Origin of the sequence: Methylocystis sp. ATCC 49242 (assembly GCF_000188155.2) — a bacterium.
Taxonomy (GTDB): Bacteria; Pseudomonadota; Alphaproteobacteria; order Rhizobiales; family Beijerinckiaceae; genus Methylocystis.
The window spans coordinates 3119338-3140592 of record NZ_KE124774.1; the positions used below are offsets into that span (position 1 = coordinate 3119338).

The window sequence follows — 21255 nt, forward strand, 5'->3', positions numbered from 1 at the left end:
CAGCAGAGCCAGCTTCAGCTTTGACATTCGGGCGTTAAATGAATCCTACTTTTTCATTATGATAGCTTGGCCAGTCTCGACCTTCCCGGTCCCGGCGTCGCTGCGAGGACCTTGAGCTGTGAGCCAGTCCAGAGGAGTGTCCCTGAGCTACTTTTCGGCCCTGCCTCCGGTGACCGCGACGCCCTCATGCCGCGACAGGCCTTATCGTCGCCATCGGCGCAAGCGCCATCCGGGGGAGTCGGGGCGCCTGGAACCCTTGCCGCGGTTGCGGGGGAAGTTCATCGACCGTTATCAGGAGACCAGGTTCGTCGCCGCCACACACCCTTCTTTTATACTGCGCCTCGAGGAGGAAGAGGATAAGCGAAGGGAGTGGGCGCGCTTGCCGGGCGATATTGAAATCGCCCTAGCCCGGGCGCGCGCGGGCGACGGAATCTGTCGGGATGCGCAAATCAATTGCTTTGTCGATGTTTCTTTTGTGCATTCCGGCGCGGGCCGAGCTTCTCAAATTCGAGGACGCAGGCGACGACATTCGCGCCGTATTCAGGGATGACGGCAAGGAATTTGCCCTTGCGGGAAAATTGCTGCGCACAAAGAAACCCGCGCCAGACGGCGCCCTGTTTGTTGAACTTGCGCAGGATGACGACCTTCGCCCAACGGCCGTTTCGCGCGGAATGACAGTCGCGGCGCTCGATTTGATCACCCTCCCGCCCGGCCTTCGCGCGCGGGCGCTGCGTGACCTCCTGCCCCGCCTGCGAGAGAAGAGCGCCGCAAAGCGCATTCTCGCGCATGGGAAAGGCGAGATGGGCGCGGCGCTCGTCGAGGCCGGCGCGTTATTCGACGGCCTCCTGCTGCAGGACGTCGAGGCGATTCCCTCGGGCGCCGCAAAGGCGCCGCGAACCATCGAGACATGGGGCGCCGACGCCTATTGGCGCGCCACGCCGCGCGCGGCGCCGGGCGGTCCGGAGCCGCAAAACCGTCGCAGCTTCTTTCTTGCCGGCGCCGCCGCCCCGGGCGCGGCCGCCAATTGCGCCGCGTCCGCGAACGTGCGCTCGGGCAGGCCGGCGCTGCGCGCGCTTCTTGTCGCGCTAGACGAATGGACGCGGGGAACGAAGCCGCCGGCCTCGCGCGCGCCGGGCGCAGCCGATCTCGTGACGGCGGGCGCGCTCGTCTGGCCGAAAATCCCCGGCCTCCCCGCGCCGCCCGCAGGCGAGCGGCTCGTCCCGAGAATAGACGCCGACGGCAATGAACTTTCCGGCCTGCGCCTGCCGGATCAGGCGCTGCCGATTGCGACCTTCACAGGTTTCAATGCGCAGAAGGACAAGGGCGGCCCCCCCTGCGTCGCCGGAGCGACGCTCCCATTTCCGACGACGAAGGCGGAACGGGAAAAGGCCGCCGACCCGCGTCCCTCGCTTGTCGAACGCTATGGCTCGCGCGCCTATTTCGTCGCGACCATGCGCGTCGTCGCCGACAGGCTCGTCAAGGAGCGGCTGCTGCTTCCGGAGGACGCCGACGCCTATGTCGCGGCGGCGAAGACGGCGCCCTTCTAGACCGCGTTCAGGAAAAGTGTAGGCGGTTTTCCGTTTGAATTCGCCGAATTTGCTCTAAGGGTTGAGCATCCAGACGCCGGCGTTGAGATAGGTCGCGAAGGCGACCCAGGCGGCGTAGGGAATGAGACAGCAAGCCGCGACGCGGTCGAGCCGCCAGAACTGCGCGATCATATAAAGGATCAGCGCCTCCATCGGCACGATCACCATGAGCCCGCCGATCGGGCTATGCGCGGCGAAAAATGCGAAGGACCACGACGCGTTGAGCGCCAGTTGCGCGAGAAAGATCGTGATCGCCGCGCGCAGTCCGGGCGTCGCGGGATCGAGCCGCAGCACGCGATAAAAGGCGAAGGCCATCAGAATGTAGAGGATGGTCCACGCCGGCCCGAACACCCAGTTCGGCGGCGTCAGCGCGGGTTTTGCGAGCCCTTCGTACCAGCCCGGAATATTGGGCATGGTCGCCAGATTGCCGAGCGCGGCGGCCGCCACGACCGGCGCCGCGGCCATCGCCGCCGCCGTCAGCGGCCCGGCCGGTTTGACGGGCGCGATCATCACGGATCCACGCCCGTGCCCGAGTGGATCGTGTGCCGCGCGTGATGGCCCACGGCCTCATAATGCTCGCCGAGGTTTTCGCGCGTGCGCGGATCGACGATCGCGAAGGGCGTCGCCACAGCGGCTCCCGCGGCGGCGCCGACGGTCGACACGGTGCCCGCCGCGAACATGCCGAGGCGGTCTCCGACGCCGGCCTGCCCATCGTTGAGCGCCTGACCCGACGCGAGCCGCGCGCCGATCGAGCGAACGACGGCCGGCGCCTCGGCGAATTTCGTGTGTCCCAGCGAGTCGCCGCCGCCCGACGATATTCCGGTAAGGTCGACGACCTGAATGCGATCGCTTTCGAGAACGCTTCGGTAGCGCTCGGCCTCGGGGTCGATGGCGCCGAGCCGTGGCGATTCTCCGCCCCACACATATTTCGAGGCGGCCAGCGCTTCGTCGTCGCGCGAGATGAAAATGGTGAACAGCGACGGCTTCACGCCCATCGCGTTGATCTGCCGGCGGAAGACGTCGAAGTCCACGTCGGGCGACGCAAGCATGACATTGCGGATCTTGCCGGGCAGTCCGCGATCACGGATGGCCATCTGGCGCAAGGCCTCCAGCGTCACCCAATTGCCCATGGAATGGGCCAGAATCGATATCTCGCCGACGTTCTTGTCGTCGACGAGAACCTGCAGCAGCCGCTCCAGCGAATCGCGCGAGTAGCTCGCGCTCTCATGGTCGTAACCATAGGCCAGAATCCTGCCGCGCGAGGGCCAGGTGAAGAGCACCGGCAGAACATCCGCCGCAGAATCGTGCGAAATCTGCGCGAAGCGATAGACCGCCTCCTCGAAGCGCGTGTTGAAGCCATGCACGAAGACGAGCACCTGCCGTTTCGGCGTCCGGTGAATGCGCCTGTCGAATTCGGCGAGGGCCTCCTCCTTGCTGAGCACCCGCGCGTCGACCGTGGTGAATTCGCGCATCGGATCGGGCGTGGCGCTCGTCGGCCATTGCACCTCGCCGACCCTGCGGTTGGCGTCGGGCGGCAGCGACACGATGATGTCCGCGAAGGAGGGCTGCGGCGCGCGATCGCCGGAGAACATGGCGGCGGGGTTCTCGCGGTCCGGCGCGCGGGTCGTCATGACCATCATGTCGACGAGGTTCGCGCCGGGCGGCTTCTGATGCGTCGCGACAAGCACGCCATTCGGCCGGCTCGAGCAGGCTGCGAGTCCAGACAGGACCAGAAGGGCGAAAAGGACGCGCGTAAGAAGAATGGGTCGGGCCATCCGATGTGGGCCATGAGCTCGAGTAAAAATGCAGCGATCCCGCGAAAGCGGCCCGCGGAAGTTTCTCTATCACATTTCCGGCGGCAATGCGGCTTTCGTGCGGAAACGGGCCGCGATGTGCGACGTCTCACATATCAATGAAATAAATTGCACAAAGATGACCATGCTCGCTGTGACAAGCGAGCGTCGGAGGCGAGGGCTGGGGGCGCAAGCCTCCGACTGCGCAGGAGGAAGCCGGTCCGCCGGTTTTCCTCCTGCCTTGCGGCGGAATCGGTCAGCTGCGCCGCGCCAGCGCCTTTTCGATCTCGGGCAGCGGATGGTGCGTGAGATCCTTGTCGAGTTCGCCGACAACCTTCGATTTGGCCTTGACCGACAGGTCCTTGCGGATTTCGCCCAGCGTGCGCGGCGGCGCGACGATCACGATTTCCGTCATCTCGCCGTTTTCGGCGGCCTTGTTGATGCGGTCCGCCATTGAGCGCGCGAAACGCTCCTCCTCGATTTCGTGCCAGTCGACGTTGTCCAGCGCGCTGCGCACGCCGCCGCGGGAGGCGAAGGCGCGTCCCGGCGCGTCGGAGCCCTGCTCGCGGGTGGCCGGATTCTCGTCGATCCGTGTCTCGACCACGCGCAGATCGAGCAGGGTCGCGTCACCGTGATTGGCGAAAAACAGCGCGCGCCGGCCGTCGCCGACAAGCACCCAGGCTCCATTATTAACGGCAATGCTACCCATGGTTTCCTCGCTTGAAATTATATCCTGAGGATGTGTACCCGAAGCGAGGGAAGGGCAAGCGCGACCATTAGCCGCCATCGTCGAGCCAATGACGTAGCGCGGGCGCTCGGGGCGCCCGGCGAACCGAAAAACGGAGGCGGACCGGCTTACGCCGCCAGTTTTTTCGCCGGCGACGGCTCGCCCTTCATCTGGCCGAGGACGGCATTGAGCTTGTCGGCGCCGACATTGGCGGCCGCCGGAGACTGCGTGGCAGAGGCTCTCGAGCCCCTGATCCGCCGCTCGTTCCAGGCCCAGACGAGGAAGCAGCCGGCGGCGATGGCGAGCAGGGCCGTATAAGGCTCGCCGATGACCGGACGCGGGAAAGACGCGAAATCGGGCGCGCATTCCTTCGCATATTCGCAGGCGTCCGACCAATCCTGAAACCACTGTCTGATCGCTTCCATGATGACCTCCATCGAGCATGCTCGAAGCAATGACGGCGCCGCTCCGTCACCGCGCTGAGTCCAACATATTTTGCGCCACGAAACTTTCGCCAGTGTAAATTTGTCGCGGGGAGTTTGATCAATTCACAAGATATTGAAAAATATATACTAAATCGCTTGACGAAATTTTGTGCATCGCAAAATGCGGCGCCGCAAACGCGTGCTGACAATAAGAAGGCGGCCCGGACAATTGTTCCGGACCGCCCGAAGAATCAGAAAGCCTGTGAGCAGCTAAGGCTACGTCAGCCTTCCAGAAGGCGACGCGCGATGACCTGCGCCTGAATCTCCGCCGCGCCCTCGAAGATGTTGAGGATGCGGGCGTCGCAGAGGACGCGGGAGACCGGATATTCCAGCGCGAAGCCGTTGCCGCCGTGGATCTGCAGGGCATTGTCCGCCGCCGCCCAAGCGACGCGGGCGCCGAGCAGCTTGGACATGCCGGCCTCGAGATCGCAGCGCTTGCCCTCGTCCTTCTCGCGCGCGGCGAAATAGGTGATCTGGCGAGCGACATGGATCTCCACCGCCATCGACACGATCTTGTTGAAGACGCGCGGGAAGGCGAATAGCGGCTTGCCGAACTGGATGCGCTCCTTGGCGTATTTCAGGCCGAGGTCCAGGGCGCATTGGGCGACGCCCAGCGCGCGCGCGGCGGTCTGGATGCGGGCGGACTCGAAAGTCTCCATGAGCTGCTTGAAGCCCTTGCCCTCTTCGCCGCCGAGGAGATTGGCCGCCGGGACTTCGAAATTGTCGAAGCCGATCTCGAACTCCTTCATGCCGCGATAGCCGAGCACCTCGATCTCGCCGCCGGTCATGCCCTTGGCCGGGAAGGGATTCTCATCCGTGCCGCGCGGCTTCTCCGCGATGAACATGGAGAGGCCCTTGTAGCCCTTCTCGTTCGGATTGGTGCGCGTCAGCAGGGTCATGATGTCGGCGCGGACGGGATGGGTGATCCAGGTCTTGTTGCCGGTGACCTTGTAGACGTCGCCCTCGCGAACGGCGCGGGTGCGCAGGCCCGCGAGATCGGAGCCGTTGTTCGGCTCGGTGAAGACGGCGGTGGGCAGGATTTCGCCGGAGGCGATCTTCGGCAGATATTTGTTTTTCTGCTCCTCCGTGCCGCCGACGAGGATCAGTTCGCCCGCGATCTCGGAGCGCGTGCCGAGCGAGCCGACGCCGATATAGGCGCGCGACAGCTCCTCGGAGACGACGCACATGGCGATCTTGCCCATGCCCGAGCCGCCGTACTGCTCCGGAATGGTGAGGCCGAAGACGCCGAGTTCGGCGAGACCGGCAATGACGTCGAGCGGGATGTATTCGTTCTTCGCGTGCCATTCCTGCGCGTAGGGAAGGACGTTGTCGGCCGCGAATTTGCGCATCTCGCTGCGGATGGCCTCCAGCGTCTCGTCGAGGCCCGAGGCGCCGATGGTTTCCGCCGCCGCGTGATGGTCGATGAGCTCGGCGAGACGCGCGCGGTTTGCAGGCGTATTGCCGGAAAGAATGAGGCGATCCACCGACGCGGGGCGCTTTGCGGCGACCTGCTGGGCCGTGAGCCCGAAGTCGGAGAGACGGACGGTCTCGCCCTGGCTCATCGGGATGCCGCCATAGACCTGGGCGAGCAACTCGGCGTAACCGATCTGGTTCAGAAGCTCCTCGGTCTCGCCATAGGCGCCCTCGGCCGTGAGGCGTTCGGCGTAGTCGATGAGCTCCTTGAGGCCCTGCACATAGGTCGCGAACCAGGCGAGGCCGTGGGCCGCGTGCTGGTCGGCCTCGATCAGCTCGTTGGAGAGTTTGCCGTCCTTCGTGACGCGGGCGCGAACGCTCGCGAGTCCTTCGTTGTAGAGCGCCTCGACCGCGGCCAGCGCTTCTTTGGCGTCCGAAAGCCAGGTGTTTGCGTCAAGTTTCATCGCGAGGGCTGCAGTCATGTTTCCTACCCGGAAGAAGGCCCGAAAGGGCTCTGGAAAAATTGACGCCCTACATGCCGTCATTTTTTCCGCGACGCAACCGGCGGCGCCTGCGCCGCATCATCGCGGGGCGCAGCGGCGAAAGCCCCGCCAGGCGAAGGCGGCGAGGACGAGGGCGGGGAGCGCGAGGCCGAGGAGCGGCGCCGAGATGTCCGCCCCGCCGGCCTGCGGGGCCTGCGGAAAGCGCGGCAGCGCGGCGTAATCCTGCGCCGTCATCGGCGCGCCCGCGCGGGCGCGGGAGAGGAAGAAGTCGCGCCAATCCAGATGGAAGGCGTGGATGCGGGCGAGGAAATCCCGGTAGCGCGCCTCGCCCGTTCCCGCGATGTCGGTCATCGCGCGCCAGGCCAGCAGCGGCGGAGAGAGGAAGGCGAGACGGTCGGCCAGCGCGCGTTGCCTTTCGAGTTGCGCGTCATGTTCGGCGATCACGCCCTCGACGCGCTGAAAGGCCGCCTCCTGCGTCGCGAGGCGGCGCAGCGTGCGCTCCTGCGCCGCGCCGCGTTTCATGCCGGCGTCGGCGCCATGCTCGTCCATGTAGCGGGCGAGCGCCGCGTCGCGCTCCCTGTCGGCGTCGGTCGTCGCGGCGCGGGCGGCGAGCACCATATCGACGCGCGAGGGCGCCGGATGGGCGTAGCCGGCGAGGCTGTTGATCGCGGCGGGGGTCAGCATGGTGAGCGCCACCCAGGCGCCGATCACCGTCAGCGCGTTGAACGCCGAGCTTTTCCCGAGGCCGTCGACCGCCGCCGCGAGCGCCGCCCAGAACAGGCCATAGACAAAAATGACGGCGACGAATTGCGCGAAGCCCGCCGCGGCGAGCGCCTCCCGGCCGGCGAAAAATCCGGCGCCGGCCACTGTCGCCAGCAGGATCGCGACGATCGGCGCCAGAACGCGGGCGGCGAGCTTTCCGCCGAGCGCCGCGCCGGGCCGTCTGGCGGAAGCGAGCGTCATGGCGAGCGAACCCGCTTCGCGCTCGCCCGCGAGCAGGTTGAAGGTCAGGGCGAGGATGACGAGCGGATAGATAATCACGATCACGAAGGCGAGGTCGGTTGCGCCGCTCAGGAGATTGGCGGGATTGTCGATCTCGTCGGCGAAAAGGAAATTGTCCTTCGAGCCAGTCGTCACCCTGATCGCGGGCGGGAACAGGTCGCTCTGCCCGACGGCGACGAGCGCCAGCGGCGCCGGCGATAGAGCGGCGACCGTCGCGGCTGGCCCTCCTCCCATGAAGGCCGCGTTGCGCGGGTCGCGGTAGGGCGGCGGCTCGCCGTGGGACTCGCCCTTTTCGAGCTCGGCGAGGGTTCTTCGCAGTCCCTCGATGCGTTGCGCCTCATCGGCGCGCGCGCTGGCGACGAGGTTTCCTTGCGTCTCGACGCGCGCCGCGCCATTCCAGAGCGCGAAGAGGGCGGCGGCGACGAGCGCGGTCAACGCCAGCCAAACGGCGGCCTCGCGCCGCAGCATCACCGCCTCGAAGCGCAGGCCCGCGAGAAAGGCGCTCATAGGGGACGCAACCGGCGCGCGGCGAAAAGCGCGAACAGGGCGGTGAGGGCGAGCCAGCCGGCGAGCCCGGCGACGGCGCCCCCGCTGTTGGCGAGCGCGAAATCCGCTCCCGGCGCGCGATAGGCGAAGGAGCCGATGCGTTTCCAGAGATCCGGCCCGGCCACATAGGTCGAATCGCCATACCGGCCGAAATGGATGAGATTTTCGCTCACCTCGTTCTGGATTTCGCGGCGATGCGCCTCCGCGGCGGTCGCGAAGTCGAACTGGCTCCAGCTGTCGGAGCCCGCGAAGGCCATCGAGAAGGGCCGCAGCGCCAGCAGCGGAAAAAGGAAGCCCGGCGCGGCGCGCAAGGCGTCCTGACGGTCGAAGGCGGCCTGCAGCGCGCCATAGTGGCGGTCGAAGATCCGGTAGCCGTTTTCATCGTCCTTGCGCAGCGAAAGGCCCCGGAAATTCACCGGCAGATCCTCGATGCGGGCGACGCCGTATTTTCTGAGCGTCTCGTCGCGGAAAGCCGCGAAAGCGGGATGGCTCTCGTCATGCCCGAAGGTCTTCGCCTTGTCCTTCGCGATCGCGGCGCGAAACTCCTGCGCCGTCGGGGTCGGCGCGAGGCTGCGCGCAATATCCGTCGCGACGCGCGGGGCGATGAAGGAATTGACGAGCCAGAAGGCGAGAAGCGTGACGAGCGCGGCGCGGGAGCTTTTCGACAGCGCGGAGACGCCGAGCGTCAGCAGGGCGAAGCCCGCGAGATAGACCGCATAGCCGAAACCGAGCGCGCCGAGGCGCAGGAACTGGTCGGCGAGCGACAGCCGCGCGTCCGTCAGCAGCGCCAGCGCCGCAGCCGCGCCGGCCAGAGCCGGCGCGAGCAGCGCGAAACTCGCGCCAACGAGCGTGAGCGCCTTGCCCGCCAGAATGTCGCGCGGGCGCGCGCCGACGCCGAGGAGCTGTTTCAGCGTTCCGCTCTCCCGCTCGCCGGAGAGGCTCGCGAAGCCCATGAGGATCACGACCAGCGGCGCGACGATCTGCAGGATGAAGGCGAGCGACAGGCCGCCGAGTCTGGCGCCGACCCCGAGGTCGCGCGCCGCGCGAAACTGCGCCTCGTTCTGCTTGTGCGCCTCGAGCCAGACGGCCGAGCCCGCATAGGCGTCGACGCCGGGATCGGCGAGCGCCAGCGGGCTTGTCGGCTTGAAGGCGTATTGGCCGAAATGCGCCGCGGCGTGCGGGTCCTTCGCGCCCTGGCTCGTCCAGAGCATCCTGTCGGCGGCGGCGGCGTTCGCGCGCTCGCGCGTGAGGCGCTCGTTCTCGGCGGCGCCGAAGGCGAGCGCGGCGAGCATCAGCACGACGACGAAGGCGCAGAGCCAGACGAGCCGGCGGTCGCGCGAAAGCTCTTTCCACTCCTTGGACGCCACGGCGCGGATCACGCTCCAGTGATTCATGCGTCGCGCCGCCGCCGGGAGCGGCGCACAGGCGAGGTCGCTCACGCCGCGACTCCCGTCCGGAAGAGATCGAGATAGGCGCGTTCGAGCCCGAGATGATCGACGTCGTCAGCTCCGAAGACGCTGGCGAGCTTTCCCTGCGCCATGATGCCGATCTTCGTGCCGCACTGCTTGGCGAGGAAGAGGTCGTGGGTGACCATCAGCACCGCCATGCCCTCCCTGCGCAGCCGCTCCACCAGCGCGGCGAATTCATTGGCCGCGAGCGGGTCGAGGCCGGAGGTGGGTTCGTCCAGCGCCAGCGCCTGCGCGCGGCGAGCGAGCGCGATGGCGACGCCGACCTTCTGGCGCATGCCCTTGGAGTAGCCGCGCACCGGGCGCTCCGCCGCTTCCCGGGGGAGACCTGCGGCGGCGAGCAGCGGAAGGAGGTCGGACGGCGGCGTCGGCGCGCCGGAAATCTCCGTGAAATATTGCAGATTCTCGACGCCGGTCAGCGCGCCGTAGAGCATCACGGTTTCGGGAATGTAGGCGAGTTTCGCCCGCGCGCCGAGCGGGTCTTTCGCTGCGTCGATGCCGCAGACCAGCGCCTGCCCTTCCGTGGGCTCGAGAAAACCGAGGAAGAGATTGACCGTCGTCGTCTTGCCGGCGCCGTTGGGGCCGAGCAGACAGAAGACCTCGCCAGCGGGGACGGCCAAATTCAGCTCGTCGAGCGCTGCAGACGCAGCGCCGTCGTACCGCTTCGTTAAATTGCGCGCTTCCAGCATCGCCGCATCCTTGCCCTCTCCGTCCGCGCGCTTGGCCTCGCCCGGACGTCGGGTATGATCTTTGGCTCGAGTGTGCATCGCGCCTTGGCTCCCGTCAAGCAAGACGGCGCGCCGGTTTCCCGACGCGCCGCAAAATGAGCGAAAGGACGTTGGCCGTTACTTCTTCTTGTTATAGGCCTCGACCACGTCCTCGACGGTGTGCAGTCCCGGCTCCGGCGACATGACGAGCACGGCCATGTTGCCCGGCGCATGTTCGTTGCGCCACATCTTCATGTGCGCTTCCGGGATCTTCTCCCAGGAGAAGACTTCCGACATGCAGGGGTCGACGCGGCGATCGAGCACGAAGCGGTTGGCGGCCGACGCCTGCTTCAGATGCGCGAAATGCGAGCCCTGGATGCGCTTCTGGCGCATCCACACATATCGGGCGTCGAAGGTGATATTGAAGCCGGAGGTGCCGGCGCAGAACACCACCATGCCGCCACGCTTGGCGACGAGGCAGGACACCGGGAAAGTCGCCTCGCCCGGATGCTCGAAGACGATGTCGACATCCTTCTTGCCAGTGATGTCCCAGATCGCCTTGCCGAATTTGCGCGCTTCCTTGGTCCATTCGTTGAATTCGGGCGAATTGACCTTGGGGAGCTGGCCCCAGCACTTGAAGTCCTTGCGATTGATCACGCCCTTGGCGCCGAGCGACATGACGTATTCGCGCTTCGACTCGTCGGAGATGACGCCGATGGCGTTGGCGCCCGAGGCCGCGCAGAGCTGCACGGCGAAGACGCCGAGGCCGCCCGAGGCGCCCCAGACCAGCACATTGTCGCCGGGCTTGAGCTGATGCGGCGCATGGCCGAATAGCATGCGGTAGGCGGTGGCGAGCGTCAGCGTATAGCAGGCAGCCTCTTCCCAGCTGAGATGCTTGGGGCGCTCCATGAGCTGGCGGTCCTGCGCGCGGCAGAACTGGGCGAAGGAGCCATCCGGCGTTTCATATCCCCAAATGCGCTGAGAGGTAGAGAACATCGGGTCGCCGCCGTTGCACTCCTCGTCGTCGCCGTCATCCTGGTTGCAGTGGATGATGACTTCGTCGCCGACCTTCCAGCGCTTCACCTTGGAGCCGACGGCCCAGACTATGCCCGAGGCGTCGGAGCCGCAGATATGATAGGGGTGCTTGTGGCCGTCGAGCGGAGAGATCGGCTCGCCGAGCGAGGCCCAGACGCCATTGTAGTTGACGCCCGCCGCCATCACGAGAACCAGCACGTCGTGGCTGTCGAGTTCCCACGTCGGCACGACCTCCAGCTGCATCGCCTTGTCCGGCGGCCCATGGCGCTCCTTGCGGATCGCCCAGGCGTACATGTTCTTCGGAACATGGCCGAGCGGCGGAATCTCGCCCAGTTCGTAGAGGTCTTTTTTCTCGCTCAAGGTCAGGCTCCTCCCCCGTTGAGTTGCGGCGCGACAAAATCCCGGGCGAGCTTATAATAGGCCCGCGACGCCCCGAATAGCCCTAAAATTCCGATGTGTGGGCAGGTTTTCGCGATGGTTTCGCTTGAGGGCCGAGCCTCGCCGCGCGACCATGCCGTATCTTGTCAAAACAGCGGTCTGTGCTATCGCACACGGCGGAGGACACGCCCGATGATCGAGAAGACCGCCCCGCGCCGCGACAAGCCCTGGATGTTTCGAACCTACGCCGGTCACTCGACGGCGGCGGCTTCGAACCGTCTTTACCGCTCCAACCTCGCGAAGGGACAGACGGGCCTCTCCATCGCCTTCGACCTGCCCACCCAGACCGGCTACGACAGCGACCATATCCTGTCGCGCGGCGAAGTCGGCAAGGTTGGCGTTCCGGTCTCGCATCTGGGCGACATGCGCACTCTTTTCGAGGGCATTCCGCTCGGCGAGATGAACACCTCCATGACCATCAACGCCACCGCCGTGTGGCTGATGGCGCTCTATATCGCGACCGCGGAAGAGCAGGGCGCGCCGCGCTCGAAGCTGCAGGGCACGACCCAGAACGACATCATCAAGGAATATCTCTCGCGCGGCTCCTACGTCTTTCCGCCCGCGCAGTCGCTGCGGCTCACGCAGGACCTCATTCTCTTCACCACGAAGGAATGCCCGAAATTCAATCCGATGAACGTCTGCTCCTACCATCTGCAGGAAGCCGGCGCGACGCCGTCGCAGGAGCTGGCCTATGCGCTGGCGACGGCGGTGGCCATTCTCGACGGCGTGAAGGCGGCGGGGTTGTCGGACGAGGAGTTCGCGCAGGTCGTGGGGCGCATCTCCTTCTTCGTCAACGCGGGCATGCGCTTCGTCACCGAGCTGTGCAAGATGCGCGCCTTCGTCGAGCTGTGGGACGAGATCACCCGCGACCGCTACGGCGTGAAGGACGAGAAGCTGCGCCGTTTCCGCTACGGCGTGCAGGTCAATTCGCTGGGCCTCACAGAGCAGCAGCCCGAGAACAACGTCTACCGTATTCTTATCGAGATGCTCGCGGTGGTCCTATCCAAGAACGCCCGCGCCCGCGCCGTGCAGTTGCCCGCCTGGAACGAGGCGCTGGGCCTGCCGCGTCCCTTCGATCAGCAATGGTCGCTGCGCATGCAGCAGATCATGGCCTATGAGACGGATCTCCTTGAATATGGCGACATTTTCGACGGCAATCCGGAGATCGCCCGCAAGGTCGCGGAGCTGAAGGCCGAGGCGATGGCCGAGCTGAGGAAGATCGACGAACTCGGCGGCGCCGCCGCCGCGGTCGAGATCGGCTACATGAAGTCGAAGCTCGTCGAGTCCAACACCGCGCGCCTCGAGGCGATCGAGGCCGGCGAACAGACTGTCGTCGGCGTCAACAAATTCACCTCGACCGAGCCCTCGCCGCTCGCCTCGGGCAGCGACGCCATCATGGTCGTGCCGGAGGGCGTCGAGGCCGACCAGATCACCCGCCTGAAGGCCTGGCGCGACAGCCGCGACAACAAGGCCGCGCAGGCCGCGATCGAGGAGCTCGCCCGCGCCGCCAAGGAAGGCCGCAACATGGTCGAGCCCTCCATCGCGGCGGCGAAAGCCGGCGTTACGACGGGCGAGTGGGGCAGTGTGCTTCGCGGGGTTTTCGGGGAATACCGCGCGCCGACGGGCGTTTCCTCCACGGCGCGCCAGGTCGGTGGCCAGCTCGACAAGGTGCGCGGCGAAGTCGAGCGCGTGTCTCAGAAGATCGGCAAGCGCGCCAAGTTCCTCGTCGGCAAGCCGGGCCTCGACGGCCACTCCAACGGCGCCGAGCAGATCGCCGTGCGCGCGCGGGACGCGGGCTTCGACGTCATCTACGCCGGCATCCGCTCGACGCCTGCCGAACTCGTCGAAACCGCGAAGAAGGAGGGCGTCCACTGCATCGGCCTCTCCATCCTCTCCGGCTCGCATGTGACGCTCGCGCATGAAGTCATGCGGCTGATGAAGGAGGAGGGCGTCGCGGCGCCGCTCGTCGTCGGCGGCATCATTCCGCCGGACGATGAGAAGCTTCTCCTCGAATCGGGGGTCGCGGCGGTCTATACGCCGAAGAATTACGACCTCAACGTGATCATGACGGACCTGGCGCAGATCATCGAGCGCAGCGTCGTCTGACGCGGCGTTCCCAAAAGGTCGCTCCCGCAAGACATGTTCCGGGCCGGAGTCGCATGATCCCGAAACCGGCCCGAAACAGTCGGCCGCGCGTGATCGCGCGGCCGGGGAGCGCAACCCTCGCGCGCGCCTCCGGCGCGGCGCCTGCCGTCATCTCACGCTGGCGGCGATCGACCGGCAGATCGACTCCGACAGGATATGGGTCCGAATATGAAGGCTGTCGGCCGCGCTCCAGCCAGAATGTCGCCAATTCATTGATCACTCGGCCACTGCAAGCTATCAGCAGATGATCAAGGCGTTCCTGTAATCGAACCGAGCGTAGCCTCGGCGCGGATATCGCATGCGCCGGAAAGGGGTTGAGAGGATGGATATGGCCGTTTCGCAGCAACCGCATTTTCTGAGCCGCGAACGGACCATCGCCTCGCCGACCTTCAATCGCTGGCTCGTGCCCCCGGCCGCGCTGGCGATCCATCTGTGCATCGGCATGGCCTATGGATTCAGCGTCTTCTGGTTGCCGCTGTCCCGCGTCGTCGGCGGCGCCGCGCCGAAGGAATGCCCCGCTGACCTCGGCTTCTTGCCGACCATCGTCGCGACGGATTGCGACTGGAAAATCAGCTGGCTGGGCTGGACCTTCACGCTGTTTTTCGTGCTGCTCGGCTCATCGGCCGCCATCTTCGGCCACTGGCTGGAGACGGCGGGGCCGCGCAAGGCGGGTCTTGCCGCCGCCTTCTGCTGGTGCGGCGGGTTGCTGATCTCCGCGCTCGGCGTCCACCTGCATCAGATCTGGATGCTGTGGCTCGGATCCGGCGTCATCGGCGGGGTCGGACTCGGGCTTGGCTACATCTCGCCCGTCTCGACGCTCATCAAATGGTTTCCCGACCGGCGCGGCCTCGCGACGGGACTCGCCATCATGGGCTTTGGCGGCGGCGCCATGATCGGCGCGCCGCTCGCCGACAAACTGATGGGTTTTTTCGCGACGCCGATCTCTCCCGGCGTCTGGCAGACCTTCGTGGCGCTGGCCGGCGTTTATTTCATCTTCATGGTCGCCGGCGCTCTCGGTTATCGCGTGCCGCCCGACGGCTGGACGCCGGAAGGCTGGACGCCGCCGTCGCCCGCCGCCAACGCCATGGTGACGCATCGCCATGTGCATCTCGACACGGCCTGGAAGACTCCGCAGTTCTGGCTCCTTTGGGGCGTGCTCTGCCTCAATGTCTCGGCCGGCATCGGCGTGCTCGGCATGGCGTCTCCAATGCTTCAGGAAGTCTTCGGCGGCCGTCTCATCGGCCTCGACGTCGGTTTCGACGAACTGAACGCTGACCAGAAGAAGCAGATCGCCGCCATTGCGGCCGGCTTCACCGGCCTCCTGAGCCTTTGCAACATCGGCGGGCGCATCGGCTGGGCTTCGGCCTCGGATGTCCTCGGGCGCAAGGGCGCCTATGCGATCTTCTTCATCGTCGGCTTCCTGCTCTACGCCGCCGTTCCCTTCGCGGCGAAGGGCGGCGCCGTCGCCCTTTTCGTGCTGCTCTTCGCGGTCATCATCACCATGTATGGCGGCGGTTTCTCGACGATTCCCGCCTATCTCGCGGATGTGTTCGGCACGCATCATGTTGGCGCGATCCATGGGCGCCTGCTGACCGCCTGGTCGACGGCGGGCGTGCTTGGGCCGGTGCTGGTCAATTACATCCGCGAATTTCAGCTCGCGACGGGCGCGCCGCGCGGCGCCGCTTATAACCAGACCATGTATGTGCTCGCGGGCCTGCTGCTCGTCGGTCTCGCCTGCAATCTCCTCGTCCGCCCGGTCGCGGAGAAATATTACATGACCGATGAGGAAGTGGCGGCGGAGAAGAAGATCACCGTCGCGCAGGTGCGCGAGCAGGACGACGACATCCACGCGGATTTCGAGGATTTTGTCGAGGAGGCGCTCGAGCCTGAGGCGATCGCCGCGGCCGCGCCGACGTCGCCGCAGAAGGGCGCGGCGGGCGGGTTCTCGGCGTTGCTGATCTTCGCCTGGGCCGCAGTGGGAATTCCGCTCGCCTGGGGCGTGTCGATGACGGCGATCAAGGCGCTGGCGCTGTTCAGGTGATCGCGCGGTTCCTCGCGCCATTCTTTGCGCTCCGTTAACCAAATTGCGCAAATGGTGAAAATTCCATAGCGCGCCGCGCGCAACCATTGCGCGCAACAAGTTTCCGACGGGAGAACAGATGGCGACGGCTTGCACCAATGGTCTCGACACCGGTTTCGTCGACCTCGGCTATATAAAAGTGGCGGCGCTCGGCGTCGTGCAGGGCATCACCGAGCTCCTGCCGATTTCCTCGACCGCGCATATGCGCATCGTCCCGGCGCTGCTCGGCTGGAAGGACCCGGGCTCGGCGTTTTCGGCCGCCATGCAGCTCGCCGCGCTCGCGGCGGTCGTCAGCTATTTCTGGAGCGACATCCGCACCCTCGCGGTCGGCTCCATACAGGCGATCCGGCGGCGGGACTTCAACGACTGGACCTTCCGCTTCGTGATGTGGATCGGCTTTGCGACCGTGCCGATCGGCGTTGCGGGCATTCTCCTCTCGCATACGCTGAACACCTGCGGTTCGCCGCTGCGCTCCCTGCCGGTCATCGGCATTTCCTGCATCGTCATGGCGGCGCTGCTCGCGATCGCGGAGCTCTACTGCAACCACAAGCGCACGCTCGACCATGTGAGCCTCAAGGACGCGATGATCGTCGGCTTCGCGCAGGTCGGCGCGCTGATCCCGGGCGTCTCCCGCTCCGGCTCGACGCTCACCGCCGCGCTGTTCCTCGACCTCAAGCGCGAGGAGGCGGCGCGCTTTTCCTTCTTGCTCGGCCTGCCGGCCATCGCGCTCGCGGGCCTCAAGGAGCTCTGGGAGCTTCACAAGGCGCATCTCGACTTCCACGGCTGGTCGGTGCTGACGCTTGGCCTTTTCGTCGCGTCGATCTCGGCCTTTGTCGCGATCTGGGGCCTGCTCCGCATTCTGGAGCGCTTCTCGGCATGGCCCTTCGTCGCCTATCGCGGATTCATCGGCGTCGTGCTGCTCGTGGGCTTTTACGCCGGATTCCTCGCCTGAGGCGCAGGCCGCTTTTCCGATTGGTTCGGGGCCGGGGCTGATCCCGGCCCCCCATTTTTGGGAGGTGCCGGCCGCATCCGCTCGTCGCTAAATTTCCCTTGCTGAACCAATGCCTTACATCGGCGTAGCGGTTCGGTCGAATTCCCAAGGGGCGAGGTCGATGACTCGAGCGGAAAATACCAGCGCTTCAAAATACGCCACAGACATGCCAGATCGGTTGGCGCGCGCGAAAGAGGAGCGCAGGCGGGAGGCCGCCGTTTTGAAACTCTGGAGCGCCTACCGCCTCATCGACGATCCCATGACGCGCGCGGTCGTGCAGTTTGCGCTGCGACGGCTCGCCACAAGGCCGCATTGCCAGATGTTCCACCCTTCGAGGTGAACGACGGCGACGCCCGGCTCGAGGCCTATTCCGCTGCGCCGCGCATATGGTCGCGCATCTGCGCGCGCAGCTCATCGATGGGCGCCACCAGTCCGTCGGCCTTCTCGTAATGCCAGAAGGTCCAGCCGTTGCAGGCCGGAAGACCCTGCGCCAATGCGCCGGTCTTGTGAATCGAGCCGATGAAGCCCGATAGCGAGAGCGTCCCGTCGGCGCGCACCATTGCGACATGGCGCTTCTTCAAATCCGTCAATCTCGCGCCGGGGGCGATGAGCCCTGACTCGACGAGGCTCGCGAAAGCGATTCGCGGTTCGGCGCGTTTCGACGGCGCGACAGAGACGGCGTGCTCCGGCAGGGGCTCGATCTCGGCGATTCGCGCATTGGCCGCCTTCGCATAGACGGGGTCGCGCTCCAGACCGAGGAAATCGCGCCGCAGGCGCTTTGCGACGGCGCCCGTCGTGCCGGAGCCGAAGAAGGGGTCGAGCACGAGATCGCCCGCGTTGGAGGCGGAAAGAATCACGCGCGCGAGCAGCGTCTCGGGCTTTTGCGTCGGATGGGCCTTGCGTCCCTCCGCGTCCTTGAGGCGTTCGGCTCCGGTGCAGATCGGCAGCAGCCAGTCGGAGCGCATCTGGCAATCTTCATTGCCGGCCTTCAGCGCTTCGTAATTGAAAGTGTAGCTCTTCGCCGAGGCGTCGCGCGCCGCCCAGATCATCGTTTCATGGGCGTTGGTGAACCGGCGGCCGCGGAAATTCGGCATCGGATTGTTCTTGCGCCAGACGATGTCGTTCAGAATCCAGAATCCCAGATCCTGCATGATCGCGCCGACGCGGAATATGTTGTGATAGGAGCCGATGACGAAGATCGTCGCCGAAGGCTTCATCACGCGCCGCGCGGCCGACAGCCAGTCTCGGGTGAAAGCGTCGTAGGTCGCGAAATCGGCGAATTTGTCCCAGTCGTCGTCGACCGCGTCGACGAGGCTCTGATCCGGCCGGGTAAGCTTGCTGGCGAGCTGGAGATTATAGGGCGGATCCGCGAAGACGAGATCGACGCTCTCATGGGGCAGGCCCCGCATCAGCTCGACGCAGTCACCCTGCAATATGGCGTTTCGCGCCGACATCGCGCGGGGCGGCCCTGCAATGGAAGACCCGGTACGCGTGACCTTGATCCGGGTTTGGAGGCGGGCCGCCCCGACGCGCGCGCTACTCATTCACTCAACACCACATACGCTACCAACACGTGCGATGATGCCGGAACGAGGTAAAAGCCGCGTATAGGAAGCGTGGGCGCTACCGTCTCTTTTTCGAACGGATATCTTAAGGAAAAGAAAAGGTTATCAGAAGGTTTCCAGCGCCCCTCAGGACTTGTCGCGTAACGGCGCAAAACTGAAACGATGCACGGGAGTAGGCCCTATCCTCTCCAGCGCGTCGAGATGACGCCTCGCGCCGTAGCCGGCGTTGGTCTCGAAACCATAGTCGGGATAGGCCGCCGCCAGCCGCCGCATCATGCCGTCGCGCGCGACCTTTGCGACGATGGACGCGGCGGCGATGGACAGCGCCAGGGCGTCGCCCTTGACGATGGCGCGGCAGTGGCAGGCCAGCGGCGGCGGATCGCGCCCGTCGACGAGCACGAAGGCGGGCGCCAGCGAAAGTCCGGCGACCGCGCGCGCCATGGCGGCGAGAGACGCCTGCCGGATGTTCATCGCGTCGATTTCCGGGGGCGTGACGAAGGCGACGCTGACCGCTTGCGCGGTGGACAGAATTCTCTCGAAGGCGGCCTCGCGTTCCCTCGGGCCGAGAGCCTTCGAATCATTCACGCCAAGCGGCAGGCGGGCGGGATCGAGAATGACCGCCGCCGCCGCCACGGGGCCGGCGAGGGGACCACGGCCGACCTCGTCGACGCCGGCGACAGGCCAAACGCCTTGCCGACGCAGCCGGCCTTCGAGACGAAAATCCGGGCCCATCGAAATCATGGGGAGAAACCGCCGTTCACAGAGGTCTTTCCGGTTCAGCTTCAGCTTTGCTAAAGAAATGCAAACAAGCGCCGGAAGGCGTGGCCTGGCGAGAATCGGCCCCGTGCGGCGGGGCGAGGCGGGCAAGGAGCGCAGGAGGCATCTTATGGAACAGCAAAGCGCGGCGACTATGGGCATGGCAACCGAAAAGTCGGTCGAAGCGGCGACTTATCCGAAGGAAAAGGCGCTTCCGGCGGTCTCGGGCGCCGCGCCGGCCCCGCCGATCACAAACGATGCGGAGCACAATGGGGTCTTTCGAAAACTCGTCTCGGGCGACGACGACATCATCGGCCTCGTCGCCTATTCGCTTTACAAGCAGAACAAGATCGACTGGATGCGCGCTTTCGAGAGCCAGAACGGCCGCGCGCCGAACGATCAGGAATTCGCCTCCTACATCATTGGCGAGAACACGCCGCGCCGTGTGGCGACCTATCGCTTCCTGGCCGAATCGACGGTCGATCGCTCCACGCCGGGGAGCTATGGGGGGCGCCGCCCGCTGTTGAGCGCCACGATGCAGATTTTCTACGGCCTGTTCGGCGTCGCCGCCGTCGCGGCGCTCATCGTGCTGCTGCGTTTCTTCTTTTCATTGAAGCACTAGGGCAAATTCGGCGAATTTGAATTCTCCGAATCTGCTCTCGCTTCATTTTCTGTCGCGCGTTCAAGCGGAAAACCGCCTGCACTTTTCCTGAACGCGCTCCAGCCGCGCTCAAAACAACGCGAGCTGCTGCGGCGCGCGCCGCGGCGGTTCGAAGAGATCGGTCCGCAGTCGCGTCTGCGAAAAGCCGAGGCGCTTGGAGGCGACCTCAAATCGGCGCCCGATCATCCAGGCGTAAGGGCCGTCGCCGGTCATGCGCTTGCCGAAGGCGGCGTCGTAGATTTTCCCGCCGCGCGTGGAGCGCACGAGCGACAGGGCGCGCCGCGCCTTGTCGGGAAAATTGGCGACGAGCCACTCGCTGAAAATGTCGCGCAGTTCGAGCGGCAGGCGCAGCATGATATAGCCCGCCTCCCGCGCCCCCGCGGCGTGGGCGCGGGTCAGGATCGTCTCGATCTCCTCGTCATTGACAGCCGGTATGATCGGCGCGGTCATCACGGCGACGGGAACGCCGGCCGCGGCCAGCTTCTCGATGGCGTCGAGCCGGCGCTCGGGCGTCGCGGCGCGCGGCTCCATGATGCGCGCAAGACGCGGATCGAGCGTCGTCACCGACAGCGCGACTTTCACCAGGCCCTGCTCGGCCATGGGCGCGAGCAGATCGAGATCGCGCAGCACCAGCGCTGATTTCGTCACAATGCCGACCGGATGTTTCGCGCGCGCCAGCACTTCGAGAATCGAGCGCATCACGCGGTGGCGTCTTTCCGCCGGCTGATAGGGGTCGGTGTTGGAGCCGATGGCGATCATCTTCGGGACATAGTTCGGCGCCGACAATTCGCGCTCGAGAATCTGCGCCGCGCCGTCCTTGACGAAGATTTCCGTTTCGAAATCGAGGCCGGGAGACAGGCCCATATACGCGTGCGTTGGCCGTGCGAAACAATAGACGCAGCCATGCTCGCAACCGCGATAGGGATTGATCGAGCGATCGAAGGAAATGTCGCGCGAATCGTTCTTGGTGATGATCGAACGCGGCTTCTCGACGTGAATATTGGTCTTCAGTGCGTCCAGCGTTCCGAGCGCGCCCCAGCCGTCGTCGATTTCCTCGCGGGTCTCCTTTTCAAAGCGCCCGCTGCGCTTCGAGACCGCGCCGCGTCCGCGCCGGCGCTCGGCGTCGATCAACCCGCCGATCCGCGCCCCCGCGTCTGGCGCAATTTCCGCCAAATGGCCCATGACGAACTCCACCCGTTCCGTGACAGTGACGGGAGGCCCTCGCTCCGTCGCGACGAAAGCGCGCGACAGCCCGGGCCTCCCACGCAGTCGCAACACGCAACGCAACTCACTGGGGACTTCCATGCCCCGCCATGGCTCGACCTGCCGCTGCGGAACATAACCAGAATAAAGAAC

At 65.7% G+C, this 21255-nt stretch carries 17 protein-coding genes; 5 read left to right on the forward strand and 12 right to left on the reverse strand.

Annotated elements, in window-relative coordinates:
- The first annotated feature begins 440 nt into the window (after positions 1–440).
- Complete coding sequence (locus tag MET49242_RS17245; protein ID WP_244430847.1) at positions 441–1547, forward strand: alpha/beta hydrolase domain-containing protein; 1107 nt, start codon at positions 441–443, stop codon at positions 1545–1547.
- Between the two features lie 54 nt (positions 1548–1601).
- Here MET49242_RS17245 and MET49242_RS17250 read toward each other — a convergent pair whose 3' ends face one another.
- From MET49242_RS17250 to ccrA, 9 genes are all read right to left on the reverse strand, one after another.
- Complete coding sequence (locus MET49242_RS17250; protein ID WP_144259673.1) at positions 1602–2096, reverse strand: TspO/MBR family protein; 495 nt, start codon at positions 2094–2096, stop codon at positions 1602–1604.
- Positions 2096–3361, reverse strand: a complete 1266-nt coding sequence (locus tag MET49242_RS17255; protein ID WP_051134279.1) for an alpha/beta hydrolase — start codon at positions 3359–3361, stop codon at positions 2096–2098. Before MET49242_RS17255 ends, MET49242_RS17250 begins: the two co-directional genes overlap by 1 nt.
- 274 nt (positions 3362–3635) lie before the next feature.
- Positions 3636–4088: a host attachment protein gene (locus MET49242_RS17260; RefSeq protein ID WP_051134280.1), complete on the reverse strand. Its 453-nt coding sequence runs from the start codon at positions 4086–4088 to the stop codon at positions 3636–3638.
- Positions 4089–4234: 146 nt separating this feature from the next.
- A complete protein-coding gene (locus MET49242_RS17265) occupies positions 4235–4531 on the reverse strand; it encodes a hypothetical protein (RefSeq protein ID WP_036288546.1) in 297 nt (98 codons plus the stop codon).
- 281 nt (positions 4532–4812) lie between these two features.
- A complete protein-coding gene (locus MET49242_RS17270) occupies positions 4813–6486 on the reverse strand; it encodes an acyl-CoA dehydrogenase family protein (RefSeq protein WP_036284761.1) in 1674 nt (557 codons plus the stop codon).
- 99 nt (positions 6487–6585) lie between these two features.
- Positions 6586–8016 (reverse strand): DUF3526 domain-containing protein, encoded by a 1431-nt coding sequence (locus MET49242_RS17275; RefSeq protein WP_036284762.1) that lies wholly within the window; start codon positions 8014–8016, stop codon positions 6586–6588.
- Positions 8013–9494, reverse strand: coding sequence for a DUF3526 domain-containing protein (locus MET49242_RS17280; protein ID WP_036284763.1), 1482 nt, complete (start codon positions 9492–9494; stop codon positions 8013–8015). Before MET49242_RS17280 ends, MET49242_RS17275 begins: the two co-directional genes overlap by 4 nt.
- Complete coding sequence (locus tag MET49242_RS17285) at positions 9491–10288, reverse strand: ABC transporter ATP-binding protein (RefSeq protein ID WP_244430848.1); 798 nt, start codon at positions 10286–10288, stop codon at positions 9491–9493. Before MET49242_RS17285 ends, MET49242_RS17280 begins: the two co-directional genes overlap by 4 nt.
- 78 nt (positions 10289–10366) lie before the next feature.
- Positions 10367–11623, reverse strand: a complete 1257-nt coding sequence (gene ccrA, locus MET49242_RS17290; protein WP_036284765.1) for a crotonyl-CoA carboxylase/reductase — start codon at positions 11621–11623, stop codon at positions 10367–10369.
- A 210-nt stretch (positions 11624–11833) separates the two neighbouring features.
- Between ccrA and MET49242_RS17295 the strand changes: the two genes are divergently transcribed.
- From MET49242_RS17295 to MET49242_RS17310, 3 genes are all read left to right on the forward strand, one after another.
- Positions 11834–13807, forward strand: a complete 1974-nt coding sequence (locus tag MET49242_RS17295) for a protein meaA (protein WP_036284768.1) — start codon at positions 11834–11836, stop codon at positions 13805–13807.
- A 361-nt stretch (positions 13808–14168) separates the two neighbouring features.
- A complete protein-coding gene (locus MET49242_RS17305; protein ID WP_036284773.1) occupies positions 14169–15887 on the forward strand; it encodes an OFA family MFS transporter in 1719 nt (572 codons plus the stop codon).
- A 118-nt stretch (positions 15888–16005) separates the two neighbouring features.
- The gene (locus MET49242_RS17310; protein ID WP_036284777.1) at positions 16006–16878 is read left to right on the forward strand and encodes an undecaprenyl-diphosphate phosphatase; all 873 of its coding nucleotides are present in this window, start codon (positions 16006–16008) and stop codon (positions 16876–16878) included.
- Positions 16879–17282: 404 nt separating this feature from the next.
- Here the strand turns inward: MET49242_RS17310 and MET49242_RS17320 are convergent, their stop codons facing one another.
- Entirely contained in the window at positions 17283–18461 is a 1179-nt protein-coding gene (locus tag MET49242_RS17320) for a site-specific DNA-methyltransferase (protein WP_036284781.1), read from the reverse strand.
- A 147-nt stretch (positions 18462–18608) separates the two neighbouring features.
- On the reverse strand, positions 18609–19214 hold the full coding sequence (locus MET49242_RS17325) for a ribonuclease HII (protein WP_036288551.1): 606 nt from the start codon (positions 19212–19214) through the stop codon (positions 18609–18611).
- A gap of 154 nt (positions 19215–19368) precedes the next feature.
- Between MET49242_RS17325 and MET49242_RS17330 the strand changes: the two genes are divergently transcribed.
- A complete protein-coding gene (locus MET49242_RS17330; protein WP_144259674.1) occupies positions 19369–19860 on the forward strand; it encodes a hypothetical protein in 492 nt (163 codons plus the stop codon).
- Positions 19861–19968: 108 nt separating this feature from the next.
- Here MET49242_RS17330 and MET49242_RS17335 read toward each other — a convergent pair whose 3' ends face one another.
- On the reverse strand, positions 19969–21081 hold the full coding sequence (locus tag MET49242_RS17335) for a PA0069 family radical SAM protein (RefSeq protein ID WP_036284784.1): 1113 nt from the start codon (positions 21079–21081) through the stop codon (positions 19969–19971).
- Positions 21082–21255: the final 174 nt, after the last annotated feature.

What these genes read in the sequence shown, in the direction of transcription:
- MET49242_RS17245 (WP_244430847.1), top strand. Translation starts at nt 441, where the DNA reads ATGCGCAAATCAATTGCTTTGTCGATGTTTCTTTTGTGCATTCCGGCG.
- MET49242_RS17250 (WP_144259673.1), bottom strand. Translation starts at nt 2,096, where the DNA reads ATGATCGCGCCCGTCAAACCGGCCGGGCCGCTGACGGCGGCGGCGATG.
- MET49242_RS17255 (WP_051134279.1), bottom strand. Translation starts at nt 3,361, where the DNA reads ATGGCCCGACCCATTCTTCTTACGCGCGTCCTTTTCGCCCTTCTGGTC.
- MET49242_RS17260 (WP_051134280.1), bottom strand. Translation starts at nt 4,088, where the DNA reads ATGGGTAGCATTGCCGTTAATAATGGAGCCTGGGTGCTTGTCGGCGAC.
- MET49242_RS17265 (WP_036288546.1), bottom strand. Translation starts at nt 4,531, where the DNA reads ATGGAAGCGATCAGACAGTGGTTTCAGGATTGGTCGGACGCCTGCGAA.
- MET49242_RS17270 (WP_036284761.1), bottom strand. Translation starts at nt 6,486, where the DNA reads ATGACTGCAGCCCTCGCGATGAAACTTGACGCAAACACCTGGCTTTCG.
- MET49242_RS17275 (WP_036284762.1), bottom strand. Translation starts at nt 8,016, where the DNA reads ATGAGCGCCTTTCTCGCGGGCCTGCGCTTCGAGGCGGTGATGCTGCGG.
- MET49242_RS17285 (WP_244430848.1), bottom strand. Translation starts at nt 10,288, where the DNA reads ATGCACACTCGAGCCAAAGATCATACCCGACGTCCGGGCGAGGCCAAG.
- MET49242_RS17295 (WP_036284768.1), top strand. Translation starts at nt 11,834, where the DNA reads ATGATCGAGAAGACCGCCCCGCGCCGCGACAAGCCCTGGATGTTTCGA.
- MET49242_RS17305 (WP_036284773.1), top strand. Translation starts at nt 14,169, where the DNA reads ATGGATATGGCCGTTTCGCAGCAACCGCATTTTCTGAGCCGCGAACGG.
- MET49242_RS17310 (WP_036284777.1), top strand. Translation starts at nt 16,006, where the DNA reads ATGGCGACGGCTTGCACCAATGGTCTCGACACCGGTTTCGTCGACCTC.
- MET49242_RS17320 (WP_036284781.1), bottom strand. Translation starts at nt 18,461, where the DNA reads ATGAGTAGCGCGCGCGTCGGGGCGGCCCGCCTCCAAACCCGGATCAAG.
- MET49242_RS17325 (WP_036288551.1), bottom strand. Translation starts at nt 19,214, where the DNA reads ATGGGCCCGGATTTTCGTCTCGAAGGCCGGCTGCGTCGGCAAGGCGTT.
- MET49242_RS17330 (WP_144259674.1), top strand. Translation starts at nt 19,369, where the DNA reads ATGGAACAGCAAAGCGCGGCGACTATGGGCATGGCAACCGAAAAGTCG.
- MET49242_RS17335 (WP_036284784.1), bottom strand. Translation starts at nt 21,081, where the DNA reads ATGGGCCATTTGGCGGAAATTGCGCCAGACGCGGGGGCGCGGATCGGC.